A 23478-nucleotide genomic window follows, 5' to 3' on the forward strand; every position below is an offset into this window, starting at 1 on the left:
GGTCCCGAGAGGGCGTTCGACAGGGGTTTCCCCTCGACTGTCCGGCTGCGATCGATGCAGAACGGACACCCTCGGCCGGATCCCGGTCCTGTTCGGCACCACCGGGACCACCGCTCGGCGAGGCCTCTCCGTGCCCGGAGGTGACGGACGGTCCGGGCGTGGGGCAAACCCCCGTACCGGCCGGGGTGTCAGCGGGATGGGCCACCGGCGCCCCGGCCCGGCAGGCTGGGTACGAACCAGCACGGCACCGGAAGTCAGGGGAAGTTCGATGAGGACACGTACGGGGATCGCGGCACTGTGGGCGGGGCTGTGCACGGTGGCGGTGACGGGGCTCCTCCCGGCCTCGGCCCTCGCGGAGCGGGCACCCGCTCCGCCGCCCGCCGGCCTCACGGAGAGCATCGAACAGGCGGTCGCGGACGGATTCCCGGGCGTCGTGGCCTACGCCAGGAACGGGGAGCGGGAGTCACGGGTGGCCGCCGGGGTCGCGGACACGGCGACCGGCGAGCGGGCCCGGCCGGACCAGCGGTTTCGGATCGCCAGCAACACCAAGTCGTTCGTGTCCACGGTGCTTCTCCAACTCGAGGGCGAAGGACGGCTCTCGCTGGGCGACAGCGTGGAGAAGTGGCTGCCCGGTGTGGTCCAGGGGAACGGCAACGACGGCCGGACCATCACCCTCCGGCAGCTGCTCGACCACACCTCCGGCATCTACGACCCCACCACCGAGCCGGAGTTCTTCGCCCCCTACCTGGAGCACCACGACCGGGACCACCTCTACACCCCGCGGGAGGTGGTCGCCCGCGCCGTCCGCCACGCACCGGCGTTCACCGCGCCCGACCACGGCTGGGAGTACTCCAACACCAACTACCTGCTCGCCGGTCTGGTGATCGAGGCGGTCACCCACCGCAGCGCGTCCGCCGAGATCCGCCGGCGGATCCTCGACCCGCTCGGCCTCAAGGACACCTCCTTCCCGCTGACCGACCCGGTCGTCCGCGGCCCCCATCTGCACGGGTACGACCTCAAGGGACAGGACGTCACACGGTTCAGCCCGTCCTACGACTGGACCGCCGGCGCCATGATCTCCACCGTCGACGACCTGGCCCGCTTCCACCGGGCCCTGTTCGGCGGCAAGCTGCTGCGCCCCGCCCAGCAGCGCGAACTCCTGACCACGGTGCAGCCCGCCGACACGCCGGTGGCGTACGGACTCGGGGTGCAGCGCATGGACCTGCCGTGCGGCTCGGGGCCGGACGGCAAGCCGCCGGTCGGCGTCTGGCTGACCGACGGTGGCGGCCCCGGCTACACCAGCTACTCGCTCACCACCGTCGACGGTGAGCGACAGTTGGTCATCGCCGCCAACGTCTACGACCTCGGGGCCGACCTCAAGCACCAGGCGCCCTTCCCGCTGAGCAAGGGGATCCTGAAGGCGCAGACCGCGGCCCTGTGCGGCTGATGTGCCGCCGGGCCACCGCGGACGGGGCCCAGGAGGCCGGGCCCCGGTCGGGCCTGGAGGTCGTCGCGGCACGCGGCATCGGATCGCGGCGATGGTGGTCGGTGTCCCGCACCGGCTCACCGCCCCCGGGTGCGCGCAGGGGACGCCGGAGCTGCGCGAGGTGGTCCTCGACGTCCTGGGCGGCCGCGATCTCCCTGTGCTCGGCCAGGTCGACATCGGCCACGCCGGCCCGAATCTCCTGCTGCCGCTGGGCGTCCGCGCGGAGGACGACGCCACCGCGCGGACCTTGACCCTCCTGGAGGCCGCCGTCACGGTCCGACCGTCGGGAACGCTCCGGACCGGTAACCGCTCGACACCGCCACGAGATCATGGAACCGAGTCCGTGCCGCATCGGGCCCCACCACGAGCGCGGCACGCCGTACTCGACCAGCGGCTGGGTCACGAACTCCGCCCGGCGCGCGAGCGAGACGCCGGAGAAGCCGACCCACAGGGCACTGACAACGGCGAGGACGACGTAGGCGACGGACATGGCGGATACCACAGCCGGACAGGTGAGAGGAACCCCTGTTGAACGCCCTCTGAGAAATTCCTCTGCGGGGCTGTCACATCCGTCGCGGGCGGCGGGTCAGTGGAGTGTTCGAGCAGCTGCGGCGGGGCGGGCCGGGATCGGTCCGCCACGTCGCACCTCCTCACCCGCCATCCGAAACAGGGGTCCGCTGGCACTGGCGAAGCTCGCCGGCGCCGCCGGCCTGCTGGTCGGCCTCGCCGTCCCGGCCCTCGGCGTCGCGGCGGCGACCGGCCTGATCCTCTACTTCCTCGGCGCCGTCATCACCTGCCTGCGGGCCCGCTCCTACAAGACCGTGGCCTTCCCGCTCCTCTACCTCGCCCCCGTCGCCGTCACCCTCGGCCTGAGCTTCGCCGCCTGATCGGGTACGCCCGCACCCCCGTCGGAGCGCCCGGCCGGTCCGCACCGGCCGGGTGCCGCCCGGCGGATCCTGGCAGGTCACGCCGCAGTACGCTGGGGCGATGCTGCTCCCCACCGCCCCGCGCGTCCGCCTGCGGTCCGCCGTCGAACCGTACATCGACACGCCGTTCGGCCCGCTGGCCTTCGCCACGACGATCGGGAGCACCGTCCTTCCGCAGCTGCCCGACGAACTGTTCGAGCTGCCGGGCGACCGCACGCTGGCCCGCTGGGTGACACCCGGGCCACCGTCGAGCTGCTGACGACCCCGTACGATCCCGAGCTCGACCCCGACACCTGGGGACCGCTGACCGGCTGCCGCGCGGCGGTGTGGCGGATCGACGCGACCGCGCCGCTCGGGCGGGTGCGGTTCGCGGCGGAGCTTCCGGCGCGGCTTCCGGAGGGTGTCGAAGCGGGGTGGGACGGCGGGCAGGCGCTGGCCGCTGTCACGTTGGAGGACGACACGACCCGGCTCACCGTGGGAGGCAACGACGAGGAGGCGATCTGCGGGGCCGCCCTCGTGGGAGAGGCGCCCCGGCGATGGGCGGCGTTGAGCGACGAGGTGTACGACCGTTCGTTCAGCACCTGGGGTGTGGACTTCGGCCACCACCACGGCATGACCTGGACGCTGCCGCCACTGGAGGCCGGCGACCACTGCGAACTTCCCGTCGTGGCGGCCTGGGCCCCGGCCGCCGACGAGAGCGAGAACACCTGGTACGCCGTCATGCCGTCGCCGACGGTGCTGCTGCGTCGGGTCACGGCCGAGCTGGGGACGCGGGCCGACGCTTCGAACGCGGGCCGACCGGCCGTGGCGGCTTCGTCGAACCACCCGTGACAGAGTGGGCGGATGACCATGGACCGCGAGCACCCGGCCGATCTCCGCCCGGAACCCTGGCCGGGCACCGCCCCGGTCCACGAAGATCTCGTCGCGGCGAAGGCGCTCGTCTACGACCGCTGCGGATTCGCCTGCTCGCAGCCGGTCCCCGAGGCCGAGAGCGCCGAGTACGCCGCCCACGGGTTCACCCTCGACGGCCTCGCCGTCCGGTTCCGCGCCGCCAGGACGACCCCCACCAAGGCCGGCCAGTTCGTCACCGTCTGGAAGAGGTCCCCGGCCGGGCCCATCCAGCCCTTCGACGTGACGGACCCCGTCGATCTCTTTGTCATCAGCACCCGTGACGGCGACAACTTCGGTCAGTTCGTCTTTCCCAAGGACGCGCTCCGCCGGCACGGCGTCGTATCGGAGAACGGTTCGGGTGGGAAGCGGGCCTTTCGCATCTACCCGCCCTGGGTGGCCCCTACCAGCCGCCAGGCCGGCAGCACGCAAGCGTGGCAGCTGGGCTTCTTCCTGCACCTGAACCAGGACGGACCCGTCGACCTGGCCCGCGCCCAGGAGCTCTACCACCCGTAGGGACGGTGCCGGCATCGGCCGGCCGTCGCTCCACCCCCTGAGCGCCTACGACTGCTGATCGTTCGGAATGACTCGTCCGAAAGGGGGATCAAAGAGCGTTTCAACCTGGCAGATGCGTTGCGGCCACGCCGCCCGGCTCCACAGCCCCGCCGGGAGCGGCGGCGGCCACGTGCTCGATCCGACCGCGGCCCGCCGCGCCGCCCCGGCCGGGACCCACGGCGAGGGGTCGGCGGCGGGTGCTCAGTACAGCTTCTTCACCGCGGTGTTCAGGGTGTTCTTCCACGGGATCACCGGCGGATCGCCCCAGTAGCTCTGCCACAGGACCAGCGTCACCGTGTCGCCGTCGCGGCCCACGCCCCACAGGTAGTTGTAGTCGGGGCGCTCGGTGGCGTTGGAGTCGAAGGTGTGCATCCCCTGAAGGGTGGCGCCCTCCTCGACGTTGATCACCCCGTGGTCGAGGTAGGTCGCGGTCACGCCGGGCCGCTGCGGGGCGTGCGCGCAGGCGATGTAGTCCTGCCGGGCCTTGTCCGCGAAGGCGACGGCTTCGGCCTCCGTGTCGAAGACCGCCACCTTCTGCTGGGCGAACGCGGTCTCCGCGGTGGTGAAGTCCCGGTGCCATACGTTGACTTCGGCCGGCTCGGCGGGCCAGCCCACCGGACAGTCGAAATCGGTGCCCCACCCCCGGGCGGTCGGGCTGGCGCGCCACGACTCGGTCTTCGGCAGGTCGGAGATGTACAGGGTCCCCGGCTGCGGCCGCCACTGGTCGGCAGCCGCCGCCCGGCCCGGAGCCGCCCCGGCCCCCAGGGCCCCGATCGCCAGTACCGCGGCCCCCACCGCGACCGCGCCCCCGCGCAGCCGTGCACGTACCCCCATGGCTTCCCTTCCTTCGTGCGCTTCGATCACCCCGTTCCGCCCCGGAGCGGGGCAGATTCCCTTCCACGGTAGGGTGTCAGCCCCCGTGCGGCATGGCCTTTCGGTCGGAATGACCGAGAAGTCCACCGCTGTTGACCGAGAACATGGCCAGTGGTAGGCCGCGACTTGTCGAGGATCTCGTCGGCGCTCTTCGTCCGGACAAACGGTCCGGGGTGCTCGTTCCAGTCGGTGAGCGGGCCGAGCCTCACGAGGAACCCCTTGAACTCCGCCGCCCGGTGGCGGCGGTGCAGGGAGCCGGTCGCCGGTGGCGACCTCGAGGGCGGCGAAGAGAGTGGTCGTGCCGGCCCGGACGTAGTCGTGGCTGTGGCGTTCGGGAACACCGGGCACCGGGTCGTCACACAGGCCGTCCGGACCCCGCTCGACGAACCGGCGCCGCCAGGTGCGGACCGTGTCCGGAGCGACCCGCAGCCGGCGGGACACCTCCATGGTCGAGTGGCCCTCGGCGCACTCCAGCACGATCCGCGACCGCTGGCCTGAGCTGTCGTGCGGCGACGCAACCAGCCCTGCAACACAGCCCGCTGGGCATCAGTGACCGACAACGGCGGAATCCTCGGCGGAACCCTCGGACCCGCGCGACTCGTGCCCGACTGACGATGAATCTCCGACTCAGGTCACTAGCGGTCGGGGGCGGCGTCCTCGATGGCGGCGAGCAGGAGTGCGTGGACGGTGGCGGCCGCCTCCTGGGTGGCCGGGTCGGGGTCCGTGAGCTGGGGGGTGATCAGTTCGGCGGCCGCGGCGAGGAGGGGGACCGGCACGGTGGCCTCGCGCAGGTGGAGGAGCTGGGAGGCGGCGCGCTCGCCGGGGGTGGCGCGGGTGCGGGCGTCCGGGATCAGGGAGGTGAGGCCCCGGGGGAGGGGCGGGGTGCTGGTCACGCGGTCCATTCTTCCGCGTCCGGGGCGCCGGCGATCACCACGACCGGTCGGCGGGTCCCCCTCCTCGTGCTTCCCCCGGGGCGCGGATCAGGCCGGATCGGTGGACGGCTCCTTCCGTACGGGGTTCGGCGGGTCGGCCGGGGTCGGCCGGCCGAGGGCGAGCATCGCCTCGGCGACCGCGTCCGCCGCGTCGTCGGGGATCCCGATGGCGGCGTGTTCGAGCACGAGGAGCCGTGCGCCGGGGATCTCGCGGGCCAGGGCTTCGCCGTTGCCGAGGGGGAAGAGCGGGTCGTGGCGGCCGTGGACGACGAGTGCGGGGAGGTCGACCGTGGGCAGGCGTTCGCGCCAGCGGGGTCGGCAGTCGAGCCGGGCGAACACGGTGCCCAGCTGGTTGGCCAGCTGGACCGGGGGCGCGGTGCCGGGGGTGCGGTCCCAGATGCGCGCGGCCCGCTCGCGCGCGGTGGCGGGGTCGTCGCCGCGGATGCTCGCGCCGGTGGCGGCGTACTCCGCGACCGCCTCACGGTCGGTCCAGTCCGGCATTGGTCGGGCGAACAACAGCCCCATGGTCGCCTGCTCGTGGTCGGGGAGGTCCTCGTCGGGCGGGCCGGGGGCGACGGGGCGGGTGCCGGCCAGGGTGAGGGCGGAGAACGCGTCGGCGTGGTCGAGAGCCGCGACCTGGGCGACCATCCCGCCGACGCCGGTACCCGCGAGGTGCGCGGGCGCACCGCCCAGTGCATGGGCCAGGGCGGCGGCGTCGGCGGCGAGGTCGCGCAGGGTGTAGGCGGGCGCCTGCGGGTCCACCGTCGCCGACTCCCCGCTGTCGCGCAGGTCGTAGCGCACCACCCGGCGCCCGCCGGCGGCGAGGCGTTCGCAGAGCGCGTCGGGCCAGGAGAGCATGGTCGGCCCGCCCGCGAGCAGGACGAGCGGTGCGTCGTGGTCGCCGAAGGACTCGATGCCCAGGACGGTGCCGCGGACGGCGACGGTGGCCATCTCGGCTCACCGGCCGCCGCTGCCGCTGCCGCTGCCGCCGCTGCCGTTGCCGCTGCCGCCGGAACTGTCGCGGCCGAGGCCGCGGTCCGGCGCACTCATGTCGCCGGTCGCGGGGGTGCCGTCGGTGCGGGCGTAGCGCAGGTACACGGTGCCCTCCGGACCGGCGGTCGGCGGTTCGAGGAGGGCGAGGTTCGTGGGCACGGCGCCGCCGTCGAAGACCTTCTTCCCGACGCCGAGCACGATCGGGTGCACCCACAGGTCGAGGCGGTCGAAGAGCCTCTCCCGCAGCAGCGTCTGCACCAGGTCCAGGCTGCCGACGACCTTCACGTTCTCGTGCCGGTCGCGGATCTCGCGGACGGCGGCGGCCAGGTCCGGCCCGAGCTGCGTGGAGCCGTCCCAGGGGAGCTCCGGCTTGCCGCGCGAGGCCACGTACTTCGGGACGCGGTTGAACAGCTCGGCGATCTCGCCGTCCTTCTGGTGGGGCCAGTACGCGGCGAAGATGTCGTACGTCCGCCGGCCGAGCAGCAGGGCGTCCGTGCCCTCGTACGCGGCGAGGATCTGCGCCCCGGTGACCTCGTTCAGCAGGGGCGCCTGCCAGCCCCCGAACGGGAACCCCGCCGGGTCCTCGTCCGGTCCGCCGGGTGCCTGCGCGACGAGGTCGAGGGTGGCGAACAGTTCGATCTGGACGATTCCCATGTCTCTACTCCCGGGGTGCGTGGTTGTCCCTTCGAGATGTAGACCGGCCGGGGCCGGAAAACTCATCGCCACGCCGGTACCCGTTTTTCCGGACCCGCCGGCCGGGGGCCGTGCGCGGTGGCCCCCGGCGCGCGGTCGCGGTGTCAGGCCGCGACCGGTGCGGCGTCGAACCGGCGGGCGAGGTAGTCGAACCAGGTCCGGTGGAAGGCGGTGGCCAGCCGCGATTCGGGGGCGATGAGGTCGAACGCGTGGTAGGCGCCGGGGTAGAGGTGGAGCTCGACCGGGACGCCCTGGGCACGCAGCCGGGTCGCGTAGTCGAGGTCCTCGTCCCGGAAGCAGTCGAGGTCGCCGACGGTGATGAACGTGGGCGGCAGGTCGGCGAGGTCGGCGGCGCGGGCGGGGGCCGCGTACGGGCAGACGTCCTCGGTGCCTGCGCGGTCGCCCAGGATCGCCTGCCAGGCCAGCAGGTTGGTCGAGCGGTCCCAGATCCCGATGTCGGTGATCTCGTGACTCGACGCGGTCCGGTTGCGGTCGTCGAGCATGGGATACGTCAGGGACTGGAACAGCGGTGCCACGCCGCCGCGGTCGCGGACCAGCAGGGCCGTGGCCGCCGCGATTCCGCCGCCGCCGCTCTGGCCGGCGATGCCGATGCGGGTGCCGTCCAGCCCCAGGGCGTCCGCCTCCCGGCAGAGCCACTGGTAGGCGGTGAAGCCGTCCTCGGCGGCGCCGGGGGCGGGCGTCTCCGGGGCGAGCCGGTAGTCGACCGCGGCGACGGCGCAGCCGAGGCTCGCCGCCAGCCTGGTGAGCCACGGCTCGTCCTGGGCGGCGAAGCCGAGCACCTGGCCGCCGCCGTGGAACCAGAGCAGTACCGGCAGCGGTCCGGTCGCGGTGGTGGGGCGCAGCAGGCGGACCGGCACCTGCACCTCGTGGTTGTCCGGGCCGTCTACCTGGCTCCGTCCGTCCGCTCGGCTCGCGAGGTGCTCCTCGACGGTGACCGACGGGTCGGCGGGCGAGCTGTCGGCGGCGGATTCGGCCTGGGCGCGGAAGGCCGCGCGCGTGGTGGCCAGGTCGGTGAGGTCGAACGCGCCGTTCGGGGTCATGGGGACCGCGTCGAGGGCCACGCTCAGCTCCCGGTCCATCAGCCGACGGGAATCGGGCTTGCAAGTACCGGGTGTGCGGCTGTCGGGCGTGCGGGCATCAGGGATACGGGAATCAGCGATGCGCGAATCGGCCATGGTCGTGCCTGCTTTCGGGGAGGGGGTTCTTCGGGGGAGACGGATCAGGCGCGGAACGAGTCGATGACGACGACACCGGTGGGCCCGTACGTCTCCAGGGACTCCAGGACCTCGCTCGCCTCGTGGAGGCCGACGGTGCGCGAGACGATCCGGCCGGGGCTGAGCCGGCCGGCGGCGATCATGTTCAACATGGTGCCGAAGCGCTGGCCCTGCATGCCGAAGGCGCTCTGGAACTCCAGCTCCTTGACCATCATGACGTCGATCGGCAGGGCGACGTCGCCCTGCTCCGCGGCGGTGGTGTGCCCGAGCTGGAGGTGGCGGCCGCGGGTGCGCAGGGACAGCACCGAGTTGCGGCAGGCGGCGGCGATGCCCACGGCGTCGACCGACACATGGGCGCCGCCGCCGGTCAGGGTCTTCACGGCCTCGACGGGGTCGGTGGCGGCGGCGTTCACGGTGTGGACCGCGCCGAGCGCGCGGGCGGCGTCCAGCTTGTCGTCCGTGATGTCGATCGCGATGACGTTGGCGCCCGTCGCCGCGGCGATCTCCACCGTCGACAGACCCGTGCCGCCTCCGGCGCCGTAGACCGCGACCCACTCGCCGCCGCGGACCCGCGCCTGGTCGACGACCCCGTGGAAGGCCGTCATGTACCGGCAGGCCAGCGCGGCGACGTCGGTGAAGCCCACGCCCTCGGGCACCTCGACCAGGTTGACGTCGGCGAAGCGGACCATGACGTACTCGGCGAAGGCGCCCCAGTAGGAGACCCCGGGCACCAGGGAGTCCACGTGCTCGCAGACGTGCTGGTTGCCGCTGCGGCAGAACTCGCAGGAGCCCTCGCCGGGGTTCATCGGGAAGATGACGCGGGCGCCCTCCTTCCACCCCCGAACGTCGCGGCCGACCTCCACCACGGTGCCGGCGAACTCGTGTCCGAGCACGAACGGGGCCTCGACCCGCGGTCCGCCGGTCCAGAACTGCCCGGCCCACAGGGCCCAGTCGGTCCGGCAGATGCCGTTCGCCCCGACCCGCACGATCGCCCCGTCCGGCGGGCAGACGGGGTCGGGCACGTCCTGGAGGACGAGCGGGCGGTGGAGTTCCTCGATGACTGCGGCGCGCATGGCGCGGCCTCCTCGTGCTGCGGGGTGAAGACGCGTGGAGCAGGGAGCCGTCACGCGAAGTCCACCGGTTCAAGTGGTGGACCTGGAAGCTAGCCGCTTGTTCGGAACGATGTCAACCGCATAGAGTGGTGGACATGAAGGGTGACCTGAAGGACGAAGCACCGGTCGGCGCGGACGGTGCGGACACGGGCAGTACCGGCGGTACCGACGGCACGGGAGGTACGGGCGGCACGGGCATTGCGGACGGAACCCGGGAGGGACGTCAGCGCGCCAAGGCCGACTTCCGCTTCGACGACGCGCGGCTGTGCTTCGCCTTCGCCGGCACCCTGGCCGACCGCGGCACCGGCACGCCCTTCGAACGGCTGGCCCGGCCCGAGGACTTGAGCCGCTGGGCGGTGGAGAGCGGCTGCACCGCGGCCGCACCGCCCTGCACCGCGGCCGACCTGGAGCGGGCCCGACACCTCCGCGAGGCGATCCACCGCACCGGCCGGGCTCTGGCGGACGCCGTCCCGCCCGCCCCGGAGGACATCGCGCTGGTCAACCGCGCCGCCGCCGAGCCGCCCTCGACACCCGAACTGGCCCCCGACGCCACCACCGTGCGCTGGCGCGGCGACGGGATCGCGGCGGCACTGTCCATGGTCGCCCGGGACTTGATCGCGCTCTGCGCCTCGGAGCACCGCGCCCACGTCCGCCTCTGCGGGAACCCCGACTGCGGAGTCCCCTTCGTCGACACCTCCCGCGCGAGCGCCCGCCGCTGGTGCTCGATGAAGACCTGCGGCGCCCTCGCCAAGAAGCGCGCCTACCGCGCGAGGAAGCAGACACCGGAGCGTTGAGGCGGTCCCGGCGCCCCGGTGGTCACCGGGCGCCGGCGCGGCTCTGCCCGATGTGGTGCTCGACGGAACCGCACAGGCCCAGCGCGTCCTGCGGATCGTCGGCCCGGTGCCCGAACCGGCGGATCAGCACCACCGAATCGAGGGTGATCTCTGCGCGGGCCAGCACGAACAGCAGGGTGAGCAGGGCGGCGCGGGCGTTGCCGTCGTCGAACGGGTGGTAGAAGCAGACGTCGAGATGGGCCCGGGCCGCCCTCGCGGCCAGGGAGAGCCGGCCGTCGGCCGCCTGCGCCAGGCAGGCGTCGAGCCGGGCGCGGGTGTCGGGGCCGATGCCGTAGCGCTCGTCGCCGCCCTTGGCGAAGGCGGGGAGGGTGCGCAGCGGCGGCGGCCCGGGAGTGCCCAGGACGTGCTGCTGCCAGCCGCGCAGCAGCTCGAAGTCGAGGACCGCTCCGCGTGCCGCGTCGGCCCGCACCAGCTCCAGTGCGGCGAGCAGGCCGGCGCCGCGAGCGGGGTCCACGACGGCGTCGAAGGAGCGGAAGTCCTCCGCGGCCCCGTCGCGGGCGGGAGTCACCGGTCCACCGTCGTCACTGCCGTCGTTCTCCGGCCACGGCACGCTGTTGCGCACGGCGATCCAGCGCTCCAGGTGGTCCGGGAGCGGGCCGGGGTCCGGCGGCGACCAGCGGGTGTCCTGCGGGCGCAGCGGGCCGACCAGTTTCTCGGCGATGTCCTCCGCCAGGACGGTGTCCGGCGAGGTCCAGCTCTCGAACCGGCCGCCGACCGCCTGCCGCACCATGCGCGCGGCCGGCTCGGGCGCGACGCCCCAGTAGCCGAGGAACCAGCCCAGGACCTGCAGGCAGTGCCGGTACCAGCCGCTCTCGGCGCCCGAGCGGTCGGCCACCCGCAGGATCAGGTTCCGGGCGGCCCCCCGTCGACGTCCCCCTCGCCGAGCGACCAGCGCCACCCCGCCGCCCACCGGCCGTAGTGCTGCACCAGCATGTGCGTCATGGCATCGGACCACGGCTTGGCCACGTCCCAGGCCCAGTTGACCCGGGTCGGATCGAAATCGGGGTCCAGTCGGGAGGGCACCTGCCGCGCCGGGCCGAGGGAGCGGACCACCCGCGCCACCGAGGCGGGATCGAAGGGACGGTCGGCCGGGTCGACCTCGTCCCAGGTGAGCTCTGCGGGGTGGAACGTCTTCGACACCCGGTCAGCGTGCCACGCGGACCGGGTGTACGCGCAACGGCGTTTCCGCCCGGGGCCGTCCGGCTCGGGGCGGGTTCCTGGTGCGGCGCGGGCCGTCCTGGGCGGGGGTCAGTAGAGGATCCGACCCTGCAGCTCCGTCGGGTTGAAGGGGCCGCCGTGGCGGTAGAGGAACGAACCGGTGGGGGTGCGGTCGTACTCGTAGTAGATATACGGGTTCCAGCCGGTAGACACGATCTCTCCCGGGGTGGGCGAGGACGCGGGGAGGGCCTGCACGGTGAGCGTCACCGACCGGCTGTCGCCGGGGGCGATGGGGACGCGGGGGTGGAACTTGGCGGTCAGTCCCGAGACGGTGCAGTCGGCGACGTCGCCGCCGCAACCGGTGACCGTGATCCTGTTGGTGGTCGTGTTGAGGGGCCACAGGGGTTCGACGTACTCGTAGACGAACGAGATGTCCGTGGTCTCGGAGTTGGTCAGGGTCATCGTGATGGTGAAGGTCTCACCGGGTCGGATCGTGCTCCGGTCGGCGGAGTAGGTGTCCCAGCGTTCGGCGGCGGACGCCGGGGAGGTCGTCATGGCGGACCCAACTCCGAGGAGGAGGGCGATGGTTGTCGTGATTCTCTTCATCCGCAAGGTCACCATGGTGGAGAGGGTACGAGTACCCGGGCTCTTTGTCTGCATGGCCACGACATCCGGCCGGGTGCAAACGTTCCCCCTCCGCCCGGAGGTCGGTCGGCCCGGCACCGCAACAGGTGCCGGACGGGCACTTCCGGGGCGCGGGACGGGCAGAACGGCGGGGCGGACGGGGCAGAGCAGTAGGTCGGACGGTGCCGGGAGACCCCGCCCGGCCGCGTCGCGGGGAGGCGTTCTCGCAGGTCGGGCGGGGTGGCGTCGGCTCCGGCGGGCCGGATCGCGAGTGCAGGTTGGTTTGGCGGGGCGGGGAAGCGGGCCGCAGTACTGTCCGGCGGGGTTCCGACGGCGCTGCCGGGCGACCCCGCTCATCCGTATTCCGTCCTCGGGGGATCTGCCATGTCGGCTCGCCGTACTCTGCTCGTTCCGGCCGCGCTCGTCGGCGTCCTCCTCGCCGTGAGCGGCTGCGGACCCGACGACCCCAGCGGCCCGGGACCGGCGCAGGCCGCGACCGGAACACCGGCGGCCGCCCCGACCGCCGGTCCGGCCAGCGCCTCGGCCACTGCTCCGAGCGGCGCCGCTACCGCCGCGACCACCGCGCCCGGTGCGGCCGCGCCGAAGGCCACGGCGCCCGCGACGCCCACCGCGGCCGCGCCCGGAGGCGGAGGTGCCGACGATGCCTACGCCTACACCCACCCCTGTGACCCCAAGGACCTCACGCTGCGGGTGACCGCCCGCCCCGAGGCGCCGACCCAGCGGGTGATCGAGGTGCACAACCAGGGCGCGCACTCCTGCGGCCTGAGCTACTTCCCGCTGGTCAGTGTGGGCGACTCGCACTCCGCCGACCGCGCCAAGGACATCAGGCCGCTGGTCCCGGGCGGGCTGGGCGGCCCGCCCGCCTACCCGGTCGGTGCCGGGCGGACGGCGTTCGCCGTGATCGACCTCAACCCCGGCGGCGGATCCGCCGCGTCCGCGGCCGGGGTCGACGAGCTGAACGTGGTGGCCGACGGCGACCACATGCCGGCCGCCGAGACCCGGAACTTCCCGCTCGGCCCCGGCGCGAAGGCCCGGGCGCCCAAGCTGGGCCTCTACCGGCCCACCGTCGCCGACGCGGTCGCGAGCGCCGCGACCGCGGACCAGCGGCAGGGGTAGCGGCAGGGGCGGCGGCCGCCGCGCTCAGCCGAGCCGAAGGGCCTTGACACCGGAGAGGAGCGGGACGAGCCGGAAGTTGCCGTCCCCGGCGCCGCAGGAGGGCTGGGTGTCGGGGGTGTTCGAGATGTTGGTCCCGGCCTTGAACCGCCCGTCCCTGCTCGGCGCGAAGGTGGTGAAGTGGTCGCGGAAGCCCTCGTAGTAGTACATGCACTGGTGCAGGTTCAGGTACCGGCCGGCGGTCAGGTCCAGCGGAGTGGCGCTCGACAGCAACGGGACGGGGTGGTCCGTGCCCCCGCCGCCGCAGAAGACCTCGGTGTCACGGGTGTTGGAGACGTTGGTCCCGGCGACGAACTTCACGTCGGTGGTCCCGACCACCGTGGTGAGGTGGTCCTGGTCGTAGTCGCTCCAGAAGACGCACTGGTGCATATTGAGGTAGCGCCCGGTGGTCAGGTCGTAGCCCTCGGCGGCCGTGTAGACGCTGGGCTCGTAGGTCCCGTCGCCCGGTCCGCACACGGCCGCGGGGACGGGGGTGTCGGAGATGTCCGTGCCGGCGCTGAACCGGCCGTCCCGGCTGGGGACGAGGGTGGTCACGAGGTCGAAACTGTTCGGCAGGAACGGGCCGTGGTACACGCACTGGTGCAGGTTCAGGTACCGGCCCGCCGGCGGTGGCGGTGCGGCGGAGCTGTCGGCGGTGGCGGCGGGCACGGGGCCGGCCAGGGCGGCCACGGACACGGCGGCGGCCGCGAGGGCGGCGGGGCGTGGGAGCACGCGCATGGGGGACTCTCCTCGGTGCGGCGCGGCGGCTCGGGACGAGCGGCCGTCACGCACGAGGCTTCCCGCTGCCTCCGGAGGCCCCGGCCGCCGGGCGGGAACTTCACCTGAACGACCGGCCGCCCGTACGGGCCGCAGCACCCGGCGTTCTCCGCCGCGCTGCTCGCCGTGCTTCCGGCACGCCCCGGGCCGATCGTTCGTCCACGGGCCTATGGTGCTGGGTGCTCCCGCCCAGACCCTCCCGGAGGACACCATGGCCGTTGCCGCGCTGGACCATTCGACGACTCGTTACTCCCTTCACCACGCCTACTGGATGGCGCGCGCGGCGGGCCTGGCGCCGCTGGAGCGCGAGGCCATCGAGGAACAGGCGCGGGCGTGGGGCTTCGAGGAGGTCAGACACTTCGAGTCCAAGCACGCCATGCCGTTCCCGATCGAGGACACCCAGGCCTACGTCATGGCCGGTGACCGCATGATCGTCGTCGGGTTCCGTTCTTCACGCACGTCGAGACACTGCGCTACTTCGACGCGGACGGCCGCCTCCACGAGTCCATGCCGCTCGTGGCAGGGCTCAAGGACCGGGCCAAGGGCTTCGTCACCGACCGGCCGGCCCCCGAGACGGACGCCATCAGGGACCACCACCTGCCCAACTACCTGGCCGCGTTCGAGAAGAGTCTCGCCGCAACCGGCTGAACGCCGAACGACGCCTCCGCCTCCCCGCCGGGCCCCGCCGTCACCTTCGCAGGCCTCTCCACCGTCGCCGCCGTCGCCGCAGTCGGTGTCCGGCGGGGGTCGCGTCCTCGGGTGGCCGGGGCCTTCGGAATGGGGCGGTTTCGAGCAGGCCGGTGAGGTGCGCGCCCAGGCCGAGGGAGCCCACCGCGACAGCCGCCAGTCCGGCGTTGCGCGCGGTGGCGTCGGGAGGCCCGGGAGACGGGCCCAGGCGGGACCGGGCCGGTCCCGAGAGGTCCACCGTGACGACGGTCTGCTCGCCGGTACGCGGCATCCAGTCGCCCAACTCCACATTCCGGTACTCGCTGCCGTCGGCGAGGCGTACCTCGACGGTGGTGGAGGAGTGCTCGTCGCCCTCCCGCACCTTGACGACCACGGCGGGGACGGTCGTGCCCCGGTCGTGGAGCGCCTGCTGGTCGGCCATCACCACGCAGCACTCCTCGAAGACCAGCCAGCCGGCCGCGAACACGAAGAGCGACGCCATGGACACCTTCCACCACGCGGGCCGGTACTGTGCGCCGGCCGCCAGCCCGAGAAGCAGGGCGGCGGCAGCCGCCAGCATGACGACGACCTCGACCACATAGAGGAACACCCAGTGGTAGACCACCCACATCGACAGCCACCCCAGGCCGGCGACCACGCCCGTCATGACCGCGCCGAGGCCCACCGCCGACGCGCCGCGCACCACAGCCCGGCCCAGCACCGGCACCCCGCGCCCGTCCGCCCCCGTCGCCACTCCCACCCCCGGTCCGCCGAACGCCGGCCCCTCGCACCAGCGTGCGGGGTCGGACCGCCCGGCGGCAAGGGCCGTGCCGCCGCGACCGGAGCAGGCCACCCGACCCGGCGTCCCGAACGCCAGGCGAACGTCAACCTGCCGTCATGGAGGTTCCGTTCCCGGGCGCCGAGGATTGGGGGACAACGGCAGGGCGAGACCAGGGACCGTCCGGTACCCCTGCGTCCGACCGCCGGTTCCCAGCAGCTCGGACGCAGGGGTACCGGCCGACCGTACGGGGGTCCCAGCCCACGCGACCAGTGTGCTGGCAACGGTCGGCCGACGCCCGGGGCGCCCGGCCCTGGTCTGTGCCGTCGCGAACAGCCGTTCGCGACGGCACAGACCCTCGTCGTCCCGGTCCGCGCTGGCAGCCGCCCCGTGACGGGACCGGTCAGGCCTGGAACCAGGTCTGCTCCTCCCTCCGGTGCACTCCCACTGGACCACAGCCGCCCGGAGTCATGGCCCGGCCACACACTCCGGGGCCGGGCCCGGCTCCTCATCCGTTACCGGGTGCGGTGACCCGACGGCTCCGCCGACCGTGTGTCACCGGATGCGCGATGCCGCCGTAGCTGGCTTCCTTGAATGGGGCGGAAGGCCGTGGGCCCCCGACCGGACGCCATGACCGGCGGCGTCCGTCGCCCGCCGCCCGCCGCCCGCCGTTCGATGTCCGACTGCGGAAGGTGAGTGCCGTGAACGCTGCTGACGACCGGGGGTCCGGCCAGGACGGCGCCGACCCGGCGGCGGAGCGGGAACCGAGCGTCGGCGCGGAGCCGTCGCGGCGGCCGGAGGCCGCGCCCTACCACCATCCGGCGGCGGGCTGGGGCGCGGCACGGAGCGTGACCGAGTTCCTGGTCCGCGAGCGGACCCTGCTGGACGGCCCGCGAGCGATCCTGCGGATGAACCACGAGAACGGCGGCTTCGACTGCCCGGGCTGCGCCTGGCCGGACGACACCAAGGGCCTGCACCTGGACATCTGCGAGAACGGCATCAAGCACGTCACCTGGGAGATGACCCGCAAGCGGGTCGGCCGGGAGTTCTTCGCCGCGCACACCGTCACCGAACTGTCGGAGTGGAGCGACTTCGCGCTGGAGGACCAAGGCCGCCTCACCGAGCCGATGGTGTACGACGAGGCCACGGACCGGTACGTGCCGATCGACTGGCAGCACGCCTTCGACCTGTTCGGGGAGAGCGTACGCGCCCTGGACGACCCGAACCGGGCCGCGTTCTACACCTCGGGGCGGCTCGGCAACGAGGCCACCTTCCTGTACCAGCTGATGGCCCGCGAGCTCGGCACCAACAACCTCCCCGACTGCTCGAACATGTGCCACGAGGCATCCGGCCGGGCCCTGCAGGCCGCCCTCGGCACCGGCAAGGGCACCGCCGACCTCAAGGACTGGGAGGCGGCGGACGCGCTGTTCATCCTGGGCGTCAACGCAGCGTCCAACGCGCCCCGGATGCTCACCGCGCTGGCCGACGCGACCCGTCGCGGCGCGCGGATCGTGCACGTCAACCCGCTGGTGGAGGCGGCCGCGACCCGCACCATCGTGCCGCACGAGTTCCTCGACATGGCCCTGTTCAAGGCGACGCCGACCAGCACCCTCAACCTCCAGGTCCGCATCGGCGGCGACATGGCCCTGCTGCGCGGCATCGCCAAGGCCGTCCTGGAGCAGTCCGCGCAGGACCCGAAAGCGCTGGACCAGCAGTTCGTCGACCGGCACACCACCGGCTTCGCCGCCTACCGCGACCTGTGCGAGCGGACGCCCTGGGAGGAACTGGAGCGGCAGAGCGGCCTGAGCCGCGAGCAGATCCTGCACGCCGCCCGCATCTACCGGGAGGCGGACCGGTCCATCTTCTCCTGGTGCCTCGGCGTCACCCAGCACGAGCACGGTGTCGACGCGATCCGGGAGATCGTCAACGTCCTGCTGCTGCGGGGCAACATCGGCCGCGAGGGCGCCGGCCCGTCCCCGGTCCGCGGGCACTCCAACGTCCAGGGCAACCGCACCTGCGGCATCGACCACCGGCCCGCGCCCGGGTTCCTGGACCGCCTCTCCGCCGTCTGCGGCATCGACGCGCCGCGCGAGCACGGCAAGGACACGGTCGCGACCATCGAGGCGATGGCCCGCGGCGAGGTGAAGGTCTTCGTCGGCATGGGCGGCAACTTCGCCCTCGCCGCACCCGACACCGACTACACCTACCGCGCGCTGCGCCGCTGCGAGCTGACGGTCCACGTCTCCACCAAGCTGAACCGCAGCCACCTGGTGCACGGACGGCGGGCGCTGATCCTGCCGTGCCTGGGTCGCACCGAGCAGGACCACCAGCGCGGCGGCCTCCAGGCCACCTCGGTGGAGGACTCCATGAGCATGGTCCACCTCTCCGTCGGGATGAAGAAGAAGCCGGCCTCCCGCCACCTGCTCTCCGAGCCGGCCGTCATCGCCGGCCTCGCCCGGGCCGCGCTGCCGGACAGCGCCACCCCGTGGGAGTGGTACGTGGAGGACTACGACCGGATCCGCGACACCATGGCCGAGGTCCTGGACGGCTTCGAGGACTTCAACCGGCGGGTGCGGCTCCCGCTCGGCTTCCGGATCAAGCAGCCCGCCCGCGAACTCGTCTTCCTCACCCCGTCCGGCCTCGCCGAGTTCTCCACCGCCCCGCTCCCCGACGTCCTGCCCGCGCCCGGCACGCTGGTGCTCGGCACCATGCGCTCGCACGACCAGTGGAACACCACCATCTACTCCGACAACGACCGCTACCGCGGCGTCAAGAACCTGCGCACGCTCATTTTCATGAACCCCGACGACATACGGGCACGCCACCTCGCCGAGTTCGACCCGGTCGACATCACCGCCACCGCCCGCGACGGCTCCACCCGCTCCCTGCACGGCTACCTCGCCGTCCCCCACGACCTGCCCCGAGGCTGCGCGGCCGGCTACATGCCGGAGATGAACGTCCTGTGCGCGATCGGCGACTACTCCACCCAGAGCGACCAGCCGATCATGAAGCACCTCAACGTCACGGTGGTCCCCGCCGCCCAGGAGACCGCCCGCCGCCCGGAGTGACGCGCGGTCGAGGCTCTGTGGCCGGGTGCTGGTTGTCGAGACCCATGAGAACCGAGCGAGACCGTGCCTGCCCGAACATCATCGCCCATGCCCGCCGGGCTGGGACACCTGACCCTCCAGAATCGCGCTGTCACCCGACAGGATGCCGCTGACCTGCGGCGCTTCCTGATCTGGGTGCCCGACCCACGCAGTCGGCGGGGGCGGCGGTATCCGGTGCTCCCCCTGTTGTGCGCGGCAGCTTCGGCCGTGCTGGCCGGTGCCCGTTCCCTCATCGCGATCGGGGAGTGGACAACGGACGCCCCGCAGTCGGCCCTGGAGGTCCTCGACTTCCCGGCCGAGCCGCTCACCGGTTGTCCATCCCGTCCCTCACCCGGCGACCGTCCGGCGCCTGCTCCAGCGGCTGGACGGCGACGCTCTGGACGCTTGCGGACTCCACTCCACTGGAGTCCGCTTCGGAATAGACTCCAGTGGAGTCCGGTTCGCTCCTGCAGAAGAGTCCATAGGGCCCCTCCTACGGAGTCTTCTCCACTCCGCAGAGGACTCCATAGGAGGGGTCAACCGATCCCGCTACACGCACTTGCGGATGGTCACCCGGCCACCGTTCTTGGTCATCTCACTGGAATGCGGCGCGAGACAGAGCCCCGTCCACTGGTTGGCGAAGGTGTAGGTACCGCTGATCTTGGTCGGGTTGACCGACCAGAGCTGGTTGCCCGAGTCCCAGCGGGTCTCGCAGCCCCACCACATGAGCTGGGTGTTCTGGCCGGGCGGGGTGCCGTTGTTGTAGGGGACTGTGAGGCAGTGGCCGTTGTTGTTGCGGATGGTGAAATAGCCGTTGCTCGCCTTGACGGCGTTCCATTTCTGCGCGGCCCCGCCGTCGCAGGTACGCTGCACCACGAGCCCGCCGTTGGGGACGGTGGGGCCGATGGCCAGGCACTTGCCGCTCAGCAGGTTCTTGTAGGGAGCCTTGCCGCCGGCCGACCACATGTCGTAGGTCTTGGTGGTCGGCGGGTCCTGCCCGCAGATGTCCCTCAGCTCCGCGTCGGTCATCTTGCGGCTCTGGTACAACCAGGCGAAGGACCGGCTGGTGTCCGGCACCCGGACGACCGCGTTCTTGACGAGCTCGTTCTTGTTGCCGTCGTAGCGGGCATCGATGTCGACGACCGCCTCGATCAGCGGCTCCCTGACCTCGATCCAGCCGACGCTGCCCAGGGGGACCGTGGCGGTGTGCGTGTGGGTGTCGCTGGTGCTCCAGGTCCAGCTCCAACCGAGCTTGGGCCCGACGGAGGCCTCCCAGTCACCGAACTTCTTCTTCCCGCCGATGTCGAGGCCGAAGGAGAAGCTGGTGGAGGAGCTCTTGGTTCCGGCGACGCTCACGCTGCCGCTACTGGTGCAGCCGTAGGCGATGGGGCTCTTCCCACTGCCGAGCTTGTCGGGCATGGTGGCCTCGCCCCATACTTGCTTGCTGCTTTTGAAGGTGAGGTAGCACTCGGGGTCCCAGTAGATGATGTCCCCGGCCTGCGTGGGCCTCGGGTCGGCGCAGTCCTCGGCTACCTGCGCGGGCGACTTGGCCGCCGCGAACGCCGTCGGGGTCAGCGGGAAGTAGCTCATTATCAAGGCGAGCAACACGATCGTCCTCTTCACGTTCTTCACGAGGCGCGAGCTTAGGGATCATGAATGGCCGCTGAGGGAACGCCGTATGTATCCCAGGGGCATTGCATGGTTGCGGTCTGTCCGGATTGATCACGTGAGGCCGAGGATTCGCAGGGGTCGGGTGTGGTCGCGGCCGGTGTGGCGGAGGGCAGCGGCGATGTTGGTGTGGCCGTTCTGGCGGAAGATGCCGATGGCGAGGTTGCGCAGGCCGGCCATGGTGCGGGGCAGGTGGCCGGTGCGGACTTTGGAGTCGTCCTCGCGGAAGGTCCGGTCTCGGACGTGGTGCAGGAGGTTCTCGATGCCCCAGTGGCCCCTGATCCAGGTGGCGAGCTGGACGGCGGTGGTCAGGTGTCCCAGCCCGGCGGGCATGGGCGATGATGTTCGGGCAGGCACGGTCTCGCTCGGTTCTCATGGGTCTCGACAACCACATGATCACCGGCACGGTGCCTGCACCGCGTTCCGGGGAGCAACCATCCCCAGAACGAGACATGACATCACATCACAAGACCGGCGAACCGGACCGATCGCGAACATGCAATGCCCCTGGGGTCCCTCGGGTCATCCAGTCCCGAGGAATCCCTTTTGCATAGTAGATTATTTGTTTGCAAATCGGTGTGAACCTGGCTCTGCAGGAGCCCTAGTCGAGGGCGAGTCAGGACGCGCGTGGCCCGAGGGCGCGAGGTGCGGCGACGAGCGTGAAGCCATCGAGTTGGTCGACGGGTCTCGAATGTGCCGGGCGTCGAGGAGAACAGGCGAGGCTGACACCCAGTCATTCTCGCGGTAATGCGAGGACGGGTTCCAGGGCCACGGTCGCACTGTGTCATGGTGAAGAGTTCCACGGGTTCTGAAGAAGAGAGGAAAGATGAAGGCTCGATTCAGTGGGGTGAAGCCGTGGGAAGCTCCGGGCGACTACTCCGATCTCGATCTCCCGGAGGGCGATTTCCTCGATCTCCACAATGACTTCGGTCTGCTTGGGGTCACCCTGGCCGGCCACCCGAAGGCGGTGCTGCGGCTGGAGTTCGGGCACCCGAGGCGTGGGCGTTTCGCCTTGGAGTTCCACGATGTCGGTGAGCTCGTCATGCAGCAGACCGTCGTGAGTTCCGACGGTTGGCACGGTGAGCCCGAGGTCGATCCGGACGGGATCGACTCGATCACCTACTACGAGTACGGCGCCGAGCTGCCGCCGGTGTTCGAGGTCCAGTCCTCGTCGCTCCGGCTGAAGTTCCGTGCCTGGGAGGTAACGCTGCGCCCGCTTGCGGCATAGCGTCCTTGTGGTGGGCGGCAGTGAAGTTCAGCGTAGAGAGCAATGCTCCGAAGTAGGCCGATAGTGGACCGGAGTGCCACGGTCGAGCAGGTGGTGTACCCGTGCATCCTGCTGGACGATGACGACTGGTTGATCCCCTGCGCCGGGAGTGATGAGGTCCGGCAGGCGTCCGAGCCGGACTTTCTGAGCGACATCAGGGAAGCGTTCGACGCGGAAGGGAAGCCCTTGCGGCTTTTTGTCGTGGGCCGGAAGGGTGACGGTGTCGACTTCGAGGTGGCCGGACCGCCGCGGCCGGAGTTGCTCAGGCGATGCGTGGAGTCGTATTTCCACTCCTGGACCGATGCTGAGCCTCCGGCATTCAGTGCTGACACGGTGAGCTACACCCTTGCCGTTGCGCAGACGGCGGCGAGGGTCCCGGTCAGGAAGAAGAAGAGACGGGATCCGAAGGCGTAGCGGCCCTCGCAGGCAGGGGGGTGCGGATTGGCGGGAGGGGATCAGTGGCGCATCATCGCGGCATGATCTCTTGGATTCGCCGTCGGCGTCGTGACAAGCAGCGGGCCCGGGAAGCTTCGTGGGTGAAGGAGCGGGTGGTGCTGACGGCGGACTCCGCCGGGTACCTGGCCGTGGTCTTCGAGCCGATGGGGGCGGTCTACGAGATCCAGCCGGGGGAGGGTCTGGTCATCGTGTTCGAGGGGCCGGCGACCCATCCCGGTGGTGTGGAGTACCGGGCGGACTATGTCTCGGTCTCGCCGGGTCTTGTGGGGCGCATGAGCGCGTTCGACTCGGCGGGGGACGAGATCGACCTCGAAACCGCGGTGCCTCTCTAGAGCGGGAGGCCCGGTCAGGTGCGGCGGGTGACGGCGACGCCGGCCAGGCAGAGGGCGCCGCCGGCCAGGGTCAACAGGGCTGGGGTTTCGCCGAGGAGGAGCCAGGCCATGGCGACGACGAGGGCGGGGACGGAGTAGGTGGTGGCGCCCATGCGGGCGGCGGTGGTGCGGGAGAGCGCGTAGGCCCAGGCGGTGAAGGCCAGGGCGGTGGGGAACAGGCCGAGGTAGACGACGTTGAGGGTCGCGGACACGGGTGCGGCGGAGAGGTCCGACAGCAGTTGGGGGGTGAAGGGCAGGCAGGCGACCGCGCCGATCAGGCAGCCGAAGGTCGTCACCTGGAGCGCGGTGCCGTGGCGCAGGGCCGGCTTCTGGGCCACCACGCCCGCCGCGTAGGTCACGGCCGCGAGCACGCACAGGCCGATGCCGAGCAGTGAACTGCTGTCGCCGCCCGACATGGAGAGGCCCACCACGACCACGCCGGTCAGGGAGACGGCCATCCCGGCGAGCAGCTTGGACGGGAGGCCCTCGCGCAGCAGCCAGCCGCCCAGCAGGGCGATCAGGACGGGGCCGATGCCGACCAGCATCGCCGCCGTGCCCGCGTCGACCTCCTTCTCGCCCCAGTTCAGGGCGACCATGTAGAGGCCGAACCAGAGCAGGCCCGAGACGGCGATGCCGGGCCAGGCGGCTCGTGGGGGCAGGCCCTCCCGGCGGTAGGCCAGCAGGCCGAGCAGGGCGACCGTTCCCACCAGCAGGCGGCCGAGGGCCAGCGATCCGGGCCCGAAGTGCTCGCTCGCGCTCCGGATCGCCACGAACGCGGATGCCCACAGCACCACCGCCGTCGAGGCCGCCGCCAGTGCCTTGCCGTCCCTCGGGACCACGCCCGCCGCTGAGATGCTCATGCGGGAGAACCTATGGTGTCGAGGTTTCGGTCCGCACCGAAATAACG

The 23478-nt window shown here is 72.0% G+C and carries 27 protein-coding genes and 3 pseudogenes; 14 read left to right on the plus strand and 16 right to left on the minus strand.

What is annotated here, in order from left to right; genetic code table 11:
- Window positions 1-268: 268 nt before the first annotated feature.
- The 6 genes from IF01_RS0132755 (at window position 269) to IF01_RS0132775 (ending at window position 3816) form a co-directional block, all read left to right on the plus strand.
- Window positions 269-1447 (plus strand): serine hydrolase domain-containing protein, encoded by a 1179-nt coding sequence (locus IF01_RS0132755; RefSeq protein WP_051756646.1) that lies wholly within the window; start codon window positions 269-271, stop codon window positions 1445-1447.
- 1 nt (window position 1448) lies between these two features.
- Window positions 1449-2018 (plus strand): hypothetical protein, encoded by a 570-nt coding sequence (locus IF01_RS50405; RefSeq protein WP_279617284.1) that lies wholly within the window; start codon window positions 1449-1451, stop codon window positions 2016-2018.
- Window positions 1975-2373 carry a DoxX family protein gene (locus IF01_RS46210; RefSeq protein ID WP_078880507.1) on the plus strand — a complete coding sequence of 133 codons (399 nt, stop codon included), beginning with the start codon at window positions 1975-1977 and terminating at the stop codon, window positions 2371-2373. Before IF01_RS50405 ends, IF01_RS46210 begins: the two co-directional genes overlap by 44 nt.
- A gap of 100 nt (window positions 2374-2473) precedes the next feature.
- Complete coding sequence (locus IF01_RS0132765) at window positions 2474-2671, plus strand: hypothetical protein (protein WP_030397238.1); 198 nt, start codon at window positions 2474-2476, stop codon at window positions 2669-2671.
- A 65-nt stretch (window positions 2672-2736) separates the two neighbouring features.
- On the plus strand, window positions 2737-3243 hold the full coding sequence (locus IF01_RS0132770; protein WP_030397239.1) for a hypothetical protein: 507 nt from the start codon (window positions 2737-2739) through the stop codon (window positions 3241-3243).
- A gap of 18 nt (window positions 3244-3261) precedes the next feature.
- On the plus strand, window positions 3262-3816 hold the full coding sequence (locus IF01_RS0132775; protein ID WP_030397240.1) for a MepB family protein: 555 nt from the start codon (window positions 3262-3264) through the stop codon (window positions 3814-3816).
- Between the two features lie 240 nt (window positions 3817-4056).
- Here the strand turns inward: IF01_RS0132775 and IF01_RS44520 are convergent, their stop codons facing one another.
- The 8 genes and pseudogenes from IF01_RS44520 to IF01_RS0132805 all read right to left on the minus strand — a co-directional run bounded on the left by IF01_RS44520 (window position 4057) and on the right by IF01_RS0132805 (window position 9654).
- Window positions 4057-4689 carry a hypothetical protein gene (locus tag IF01_RS44520; protein ID WP_030397241.1) on the minus strand — a complete coding sequence of 211 codons (633 nt, stop codon included), beginning with the start codon at window positions 4687-4689 and terminating at the stop codon, window positions 4057-4059.
- Between the two features lie 248 nt (window positions 4690-4937).
- Window positions 4938-5076: pseudogene (locus IF01_RS50410) on the minus strand (IS630 family transposase); the annotation flags it as partial.
- A 45-nt stretch (window positions 5077-5121) separates the two neighbouring features.
- Window positions 5122-5175: pseudogene (locus tag IF01_RS51410) on the minus strand (hypothetical protein); the annotation flags it as partial.
- A 188-nt stretch (window positions 5176-5363) separates the two neighbouring features.
- Window positions 5364-5621 (minus strand): hypothetical protein, encoded by a 258-nt coding sequence (locus IF01_RS0132785; RefSeq protein ID WP_149030551.1) that lies wholly within the window; start codon window positions 5619-5621, stop codon window positions 5364-5366.
- Between the two features lie 87 nt (window positions 5622-5708).
- Window positions 5709-6611, minus strand: coding sequence for an alpha/beta fold hydrolase (locus tag IF01_RS0132790; protein WP_051756649.1), 903 nt, complete (start codon window positions 6609-6611; stop codon window positions 5709-5711).
- Between the two features lie 6 nt (window positions 6612-6617).
- The gene (locus tag IF01_RS0132795; RefSeq protein ID WP_051756651.1) at window positions 6618-7307 is read right to left on the minus strand and encodes a dihydrofolate reductase family protein; all 690 of its coding nucleotides are present in this window, start codon (window positions 7305-7307) and stop codon (window positions 6618-6620) included.
- Between the two features lie 143 nt (window positions 7308-7450).
- Window positions 7451-8446: an alpha/beta hydrolase gene (locus IF01_RS0132800; RefSeq protein WP_030397245.1), complete on the minus strand. Its 996-nt coding sequence runs from the start codon at window positions 8444-8446 to the stop codon at window positions 7451-7453.
- A gap of 140 nt (window positions 8447-8586) precedes the next feature.
- Window positions 8587-9654 carry an alcohol dehydrogenase catalytic domain-containing protein gene (locus IF01_RS0132805; RefSeq protein ID WP_030397246.1) on the minus strand — a complete coding sequence of 356 codons (1068 nt, stop codon included), beginning with the start codon at window positions 9652-9654 and terminating at the stop codon, window positions 8587-8589.
- A 134-nt stretch (window positions 9655-9788) separates the two neighbouring features.
- Here IF01_RS0132805 and IF01_RS0132815 point away from each other — a divergent pair, with 134 nt between their 5' ends.
- Window positions 9789-10487, plus strand: a complete 699-nt coding sequence (locus IF01_RS0132815) for a CGNR zinc finger domain-containing protein (RefSeq protein WP_051756653.1) — start codon at window positions 9789-9791, stop codon at window positions 10485-10487.
- 22 nt (window positions 10488-10509) lie between these two features.
- Here the strand turns inward: IF01_RS0132815 and IF01_RS42685 are convergent, their stop codons facing one another.
- The 3 genes from IF01_RS42685 to IF01_RS0132825 form a co-directional block, all read right to left on the minus strand.
- Window positions 10510-11382 carry a Fic family protein gene (locus IF01_RS42685; protein WP_244215700.1) on the minus strand — a complete coding sequence of 291 codons (873 nt, stop codon included), beginning with the start codon at window positions 11380-11382 and terminating at the stop codon, window positions 10510-10512.
- Window positions 11383-11390: 8 nt separating this feature from the next.
- Entirely contained in the window at window positions 11391-11687 is a 297-nt protein-coding gene (locus IF01_RS50420; protein ID WP_244215701.1) for a hypothetical protein, read from the minus strand.
- Window positions 11688-11795: 108 nt separating this feature from the next.
- The gene (locus IF01_RS0132825; RefSeq protein WP_030397248.1) at window positions 11796-12260 is read right to left on the minus strand and encodes a hypothetical protein; all 465 of its coding nucleotides are present in this window, start codon (window positions 12258-12260) and stop codon (window positions 11796-11798) included.
- Window positions 12261-12713: 453 nt separating this feature from the next.
- Here IF01_RS0132825 and IF01_RS0132830 point away from each other — a divergent pair, with 453 nt between their 5' ends.
- A complete protein-coding gene (locus tag IF01_RS0132830; RefSeq protein ID WP_030397249.1) occupies window positions 12714-13466 on the plus strand; it encodes a DUF4232 domain-containing protein in 753 nt (250 codons plus the stop codon).
- Between the two features lie 24 nt (window positions 13467-13490).
- Here the strand turns inward: IF01_RS0132830 and IF01_RS49415 are convergent, their stop codons facing one another.
- On the minus strand, window positions 13491-14240 hold the full coding sequence (locus IF01_RS49415; RefSeq protein WP_030397250.1) for a hypothetical protein: 750 nt from the start codon (window positions 14238-14240) through the stop codon (window positions 13491-13493).
- A gap of 555 nt (window positions 14241-14795) precedes the next feature.
- Here IF01_RS49415 and IF01_RS51415 point away from each other — a divergent pair.
- The gene (locus IF01_RS51415; RefSeq protein ID WP_341845514.1) at window positions 14796-14927 is read left to right on the plus strand and encodes a hypothetical protein; all 132 of its coding nucleotides are present in this window, start codon (window positions 14796-14798) and stop codon (window positions 14925-14927) included.
- A 40-nt stretch (window positions 14928-14967) separates the two neighbouring features.
- Here IF01_RS51415 and IF01_RS0132845 read toward each other — a convergent pair whose 3' ends face one another.
- The gene (locus IF01_RS0132845) at window positions 14968-15705 is read right to left on the minus strand and encodes a hypothetical protein (RefSeq protein ID WP_157855408.1); all 738 of its coding nucleotides are present in this window, start codon (window positions 15703-15705) and stop codon (window positions 14968-14970) included.
- 719 nt (window positions 15706-16424) lie between these two features.
- On the opposite strand from IF01_RS0132845, the gene IF01_RS0132850 reads away from it, so the two are divergent.
- Both IF01_RS0132850 and IF01_RS46225 read left to right on the plus strand, forming a co-directional pair.
- A complete protein-coding gene (locus tag IF01_RS0132850) occupies window positions 16425-18791 on the plus strand; it encodes an FdhF/YdeP family oxidoreductase (RefSeq protein ID WP_030397252.1) in 2367 nt (788 codons plus the stop codon).
- An 87-nt stretch (window positions 18792-18878) separates the two neighbouring features.
- Window positions 18879-19067: pseudogene (locus tag IF01_RS46225) on the plus strand (ISAs1 family transposase); the annotation flags it as partial.
- A gap of 291 nt (window positions 19068-19358) precedes the next feature.
- On the opposite strand, the gene IF01_RS0132860 reads toward IF01_RS46225, so the two are convergent.
- Complete coding sequence (locus IF01_RS0132860) at window positions 19359-20441, minus strand: RICIN domain-containing protein (RefSeq protein WP_157855409.1); 1083 nt, start codon at window positions 20439-20441, stop codon at window positions 19359-19361.
- A 90-nt stretch (window positions 20442-20531) separates the two neighbouring features.
- On the minus strand, window positions 20532-20810 hold the full coding sequence (locus IF01_RS0132865) for a DDE transposase family protein (protein ID WP_051756655.1): 279 nt from the start codon (window positions 20808-20810) through the stop codon (window positions 20532-20534).
- Window positions 20811-21303: 493 nt separating this feature from the next.
- On the opposite strand from IF01_RS0132865, the gene IF01_RS0132870 reads away from it, so the two are divergent.
- The 3 genes from IF01_RS0132870 (at window position 21304) to IF01_RS0132880 (ending at window position 22532) form a co-directional block, all read left to right on the plus strand.
- Window positions 21304-21705 (plus strand): hypothetical protein, encoded by a 402-nt coding sequence (locus tag IF01_RS0132870; protein WP_157855410.1) that lies wholly within the window; start codon window positions 21304-21306, stop codon window positions 21703-21705.
- Between the two features lie 63 nt (window positions 21706-21768).
- A complete protein-coding gene (locus IF01_RS0132875) occupies window positions 21769-22158 on the plus strand; it encodes a hypothetical protein (RefSeq protein ID WP_030397256.1) in 390 nt (129 codons plus the stop codon).
- A 62-nt stretch (window positions 22159-22220) separates the two neighbouring features.
- Window positions 22221-22532, plus strand: a complete 312-nt coding sequence (locus IF01_RS0132880) for a hypothetical protein (RefSeq protein WP_157855411.1) — start codon at window positions 22221-22223, stop codon at window positions 22530-22532.
- Window positions 22533-22546: 14 nt separating this feature from the next.
- On the opposite strand, the gene IF01_RS0132885 is transcribed toward IF01_RS0132880, so the two are convergent.
- Window positions 22547-23431 (minus strand): DMT family transporter, encoded by an 885-nt coding sequence (locus tag IF01_RS0132885; protein ID WP_030397258.1) that lies wholly within the window; start codon window positions 23429-23431, stop codon window positions 22547-22549.
- Window positions 23432-23478 lie beyond the last annotated feature (47 nt).

The organism is Kitasatospora purpeofusca (assembly GCF_000718025.1).
Lineage (GTDB): Bacteria > Actinomycetota > Actinomycetes > Streptomycetales > Streptomycetaceae > Kitasatospora > Kitasatospora purpeofusca.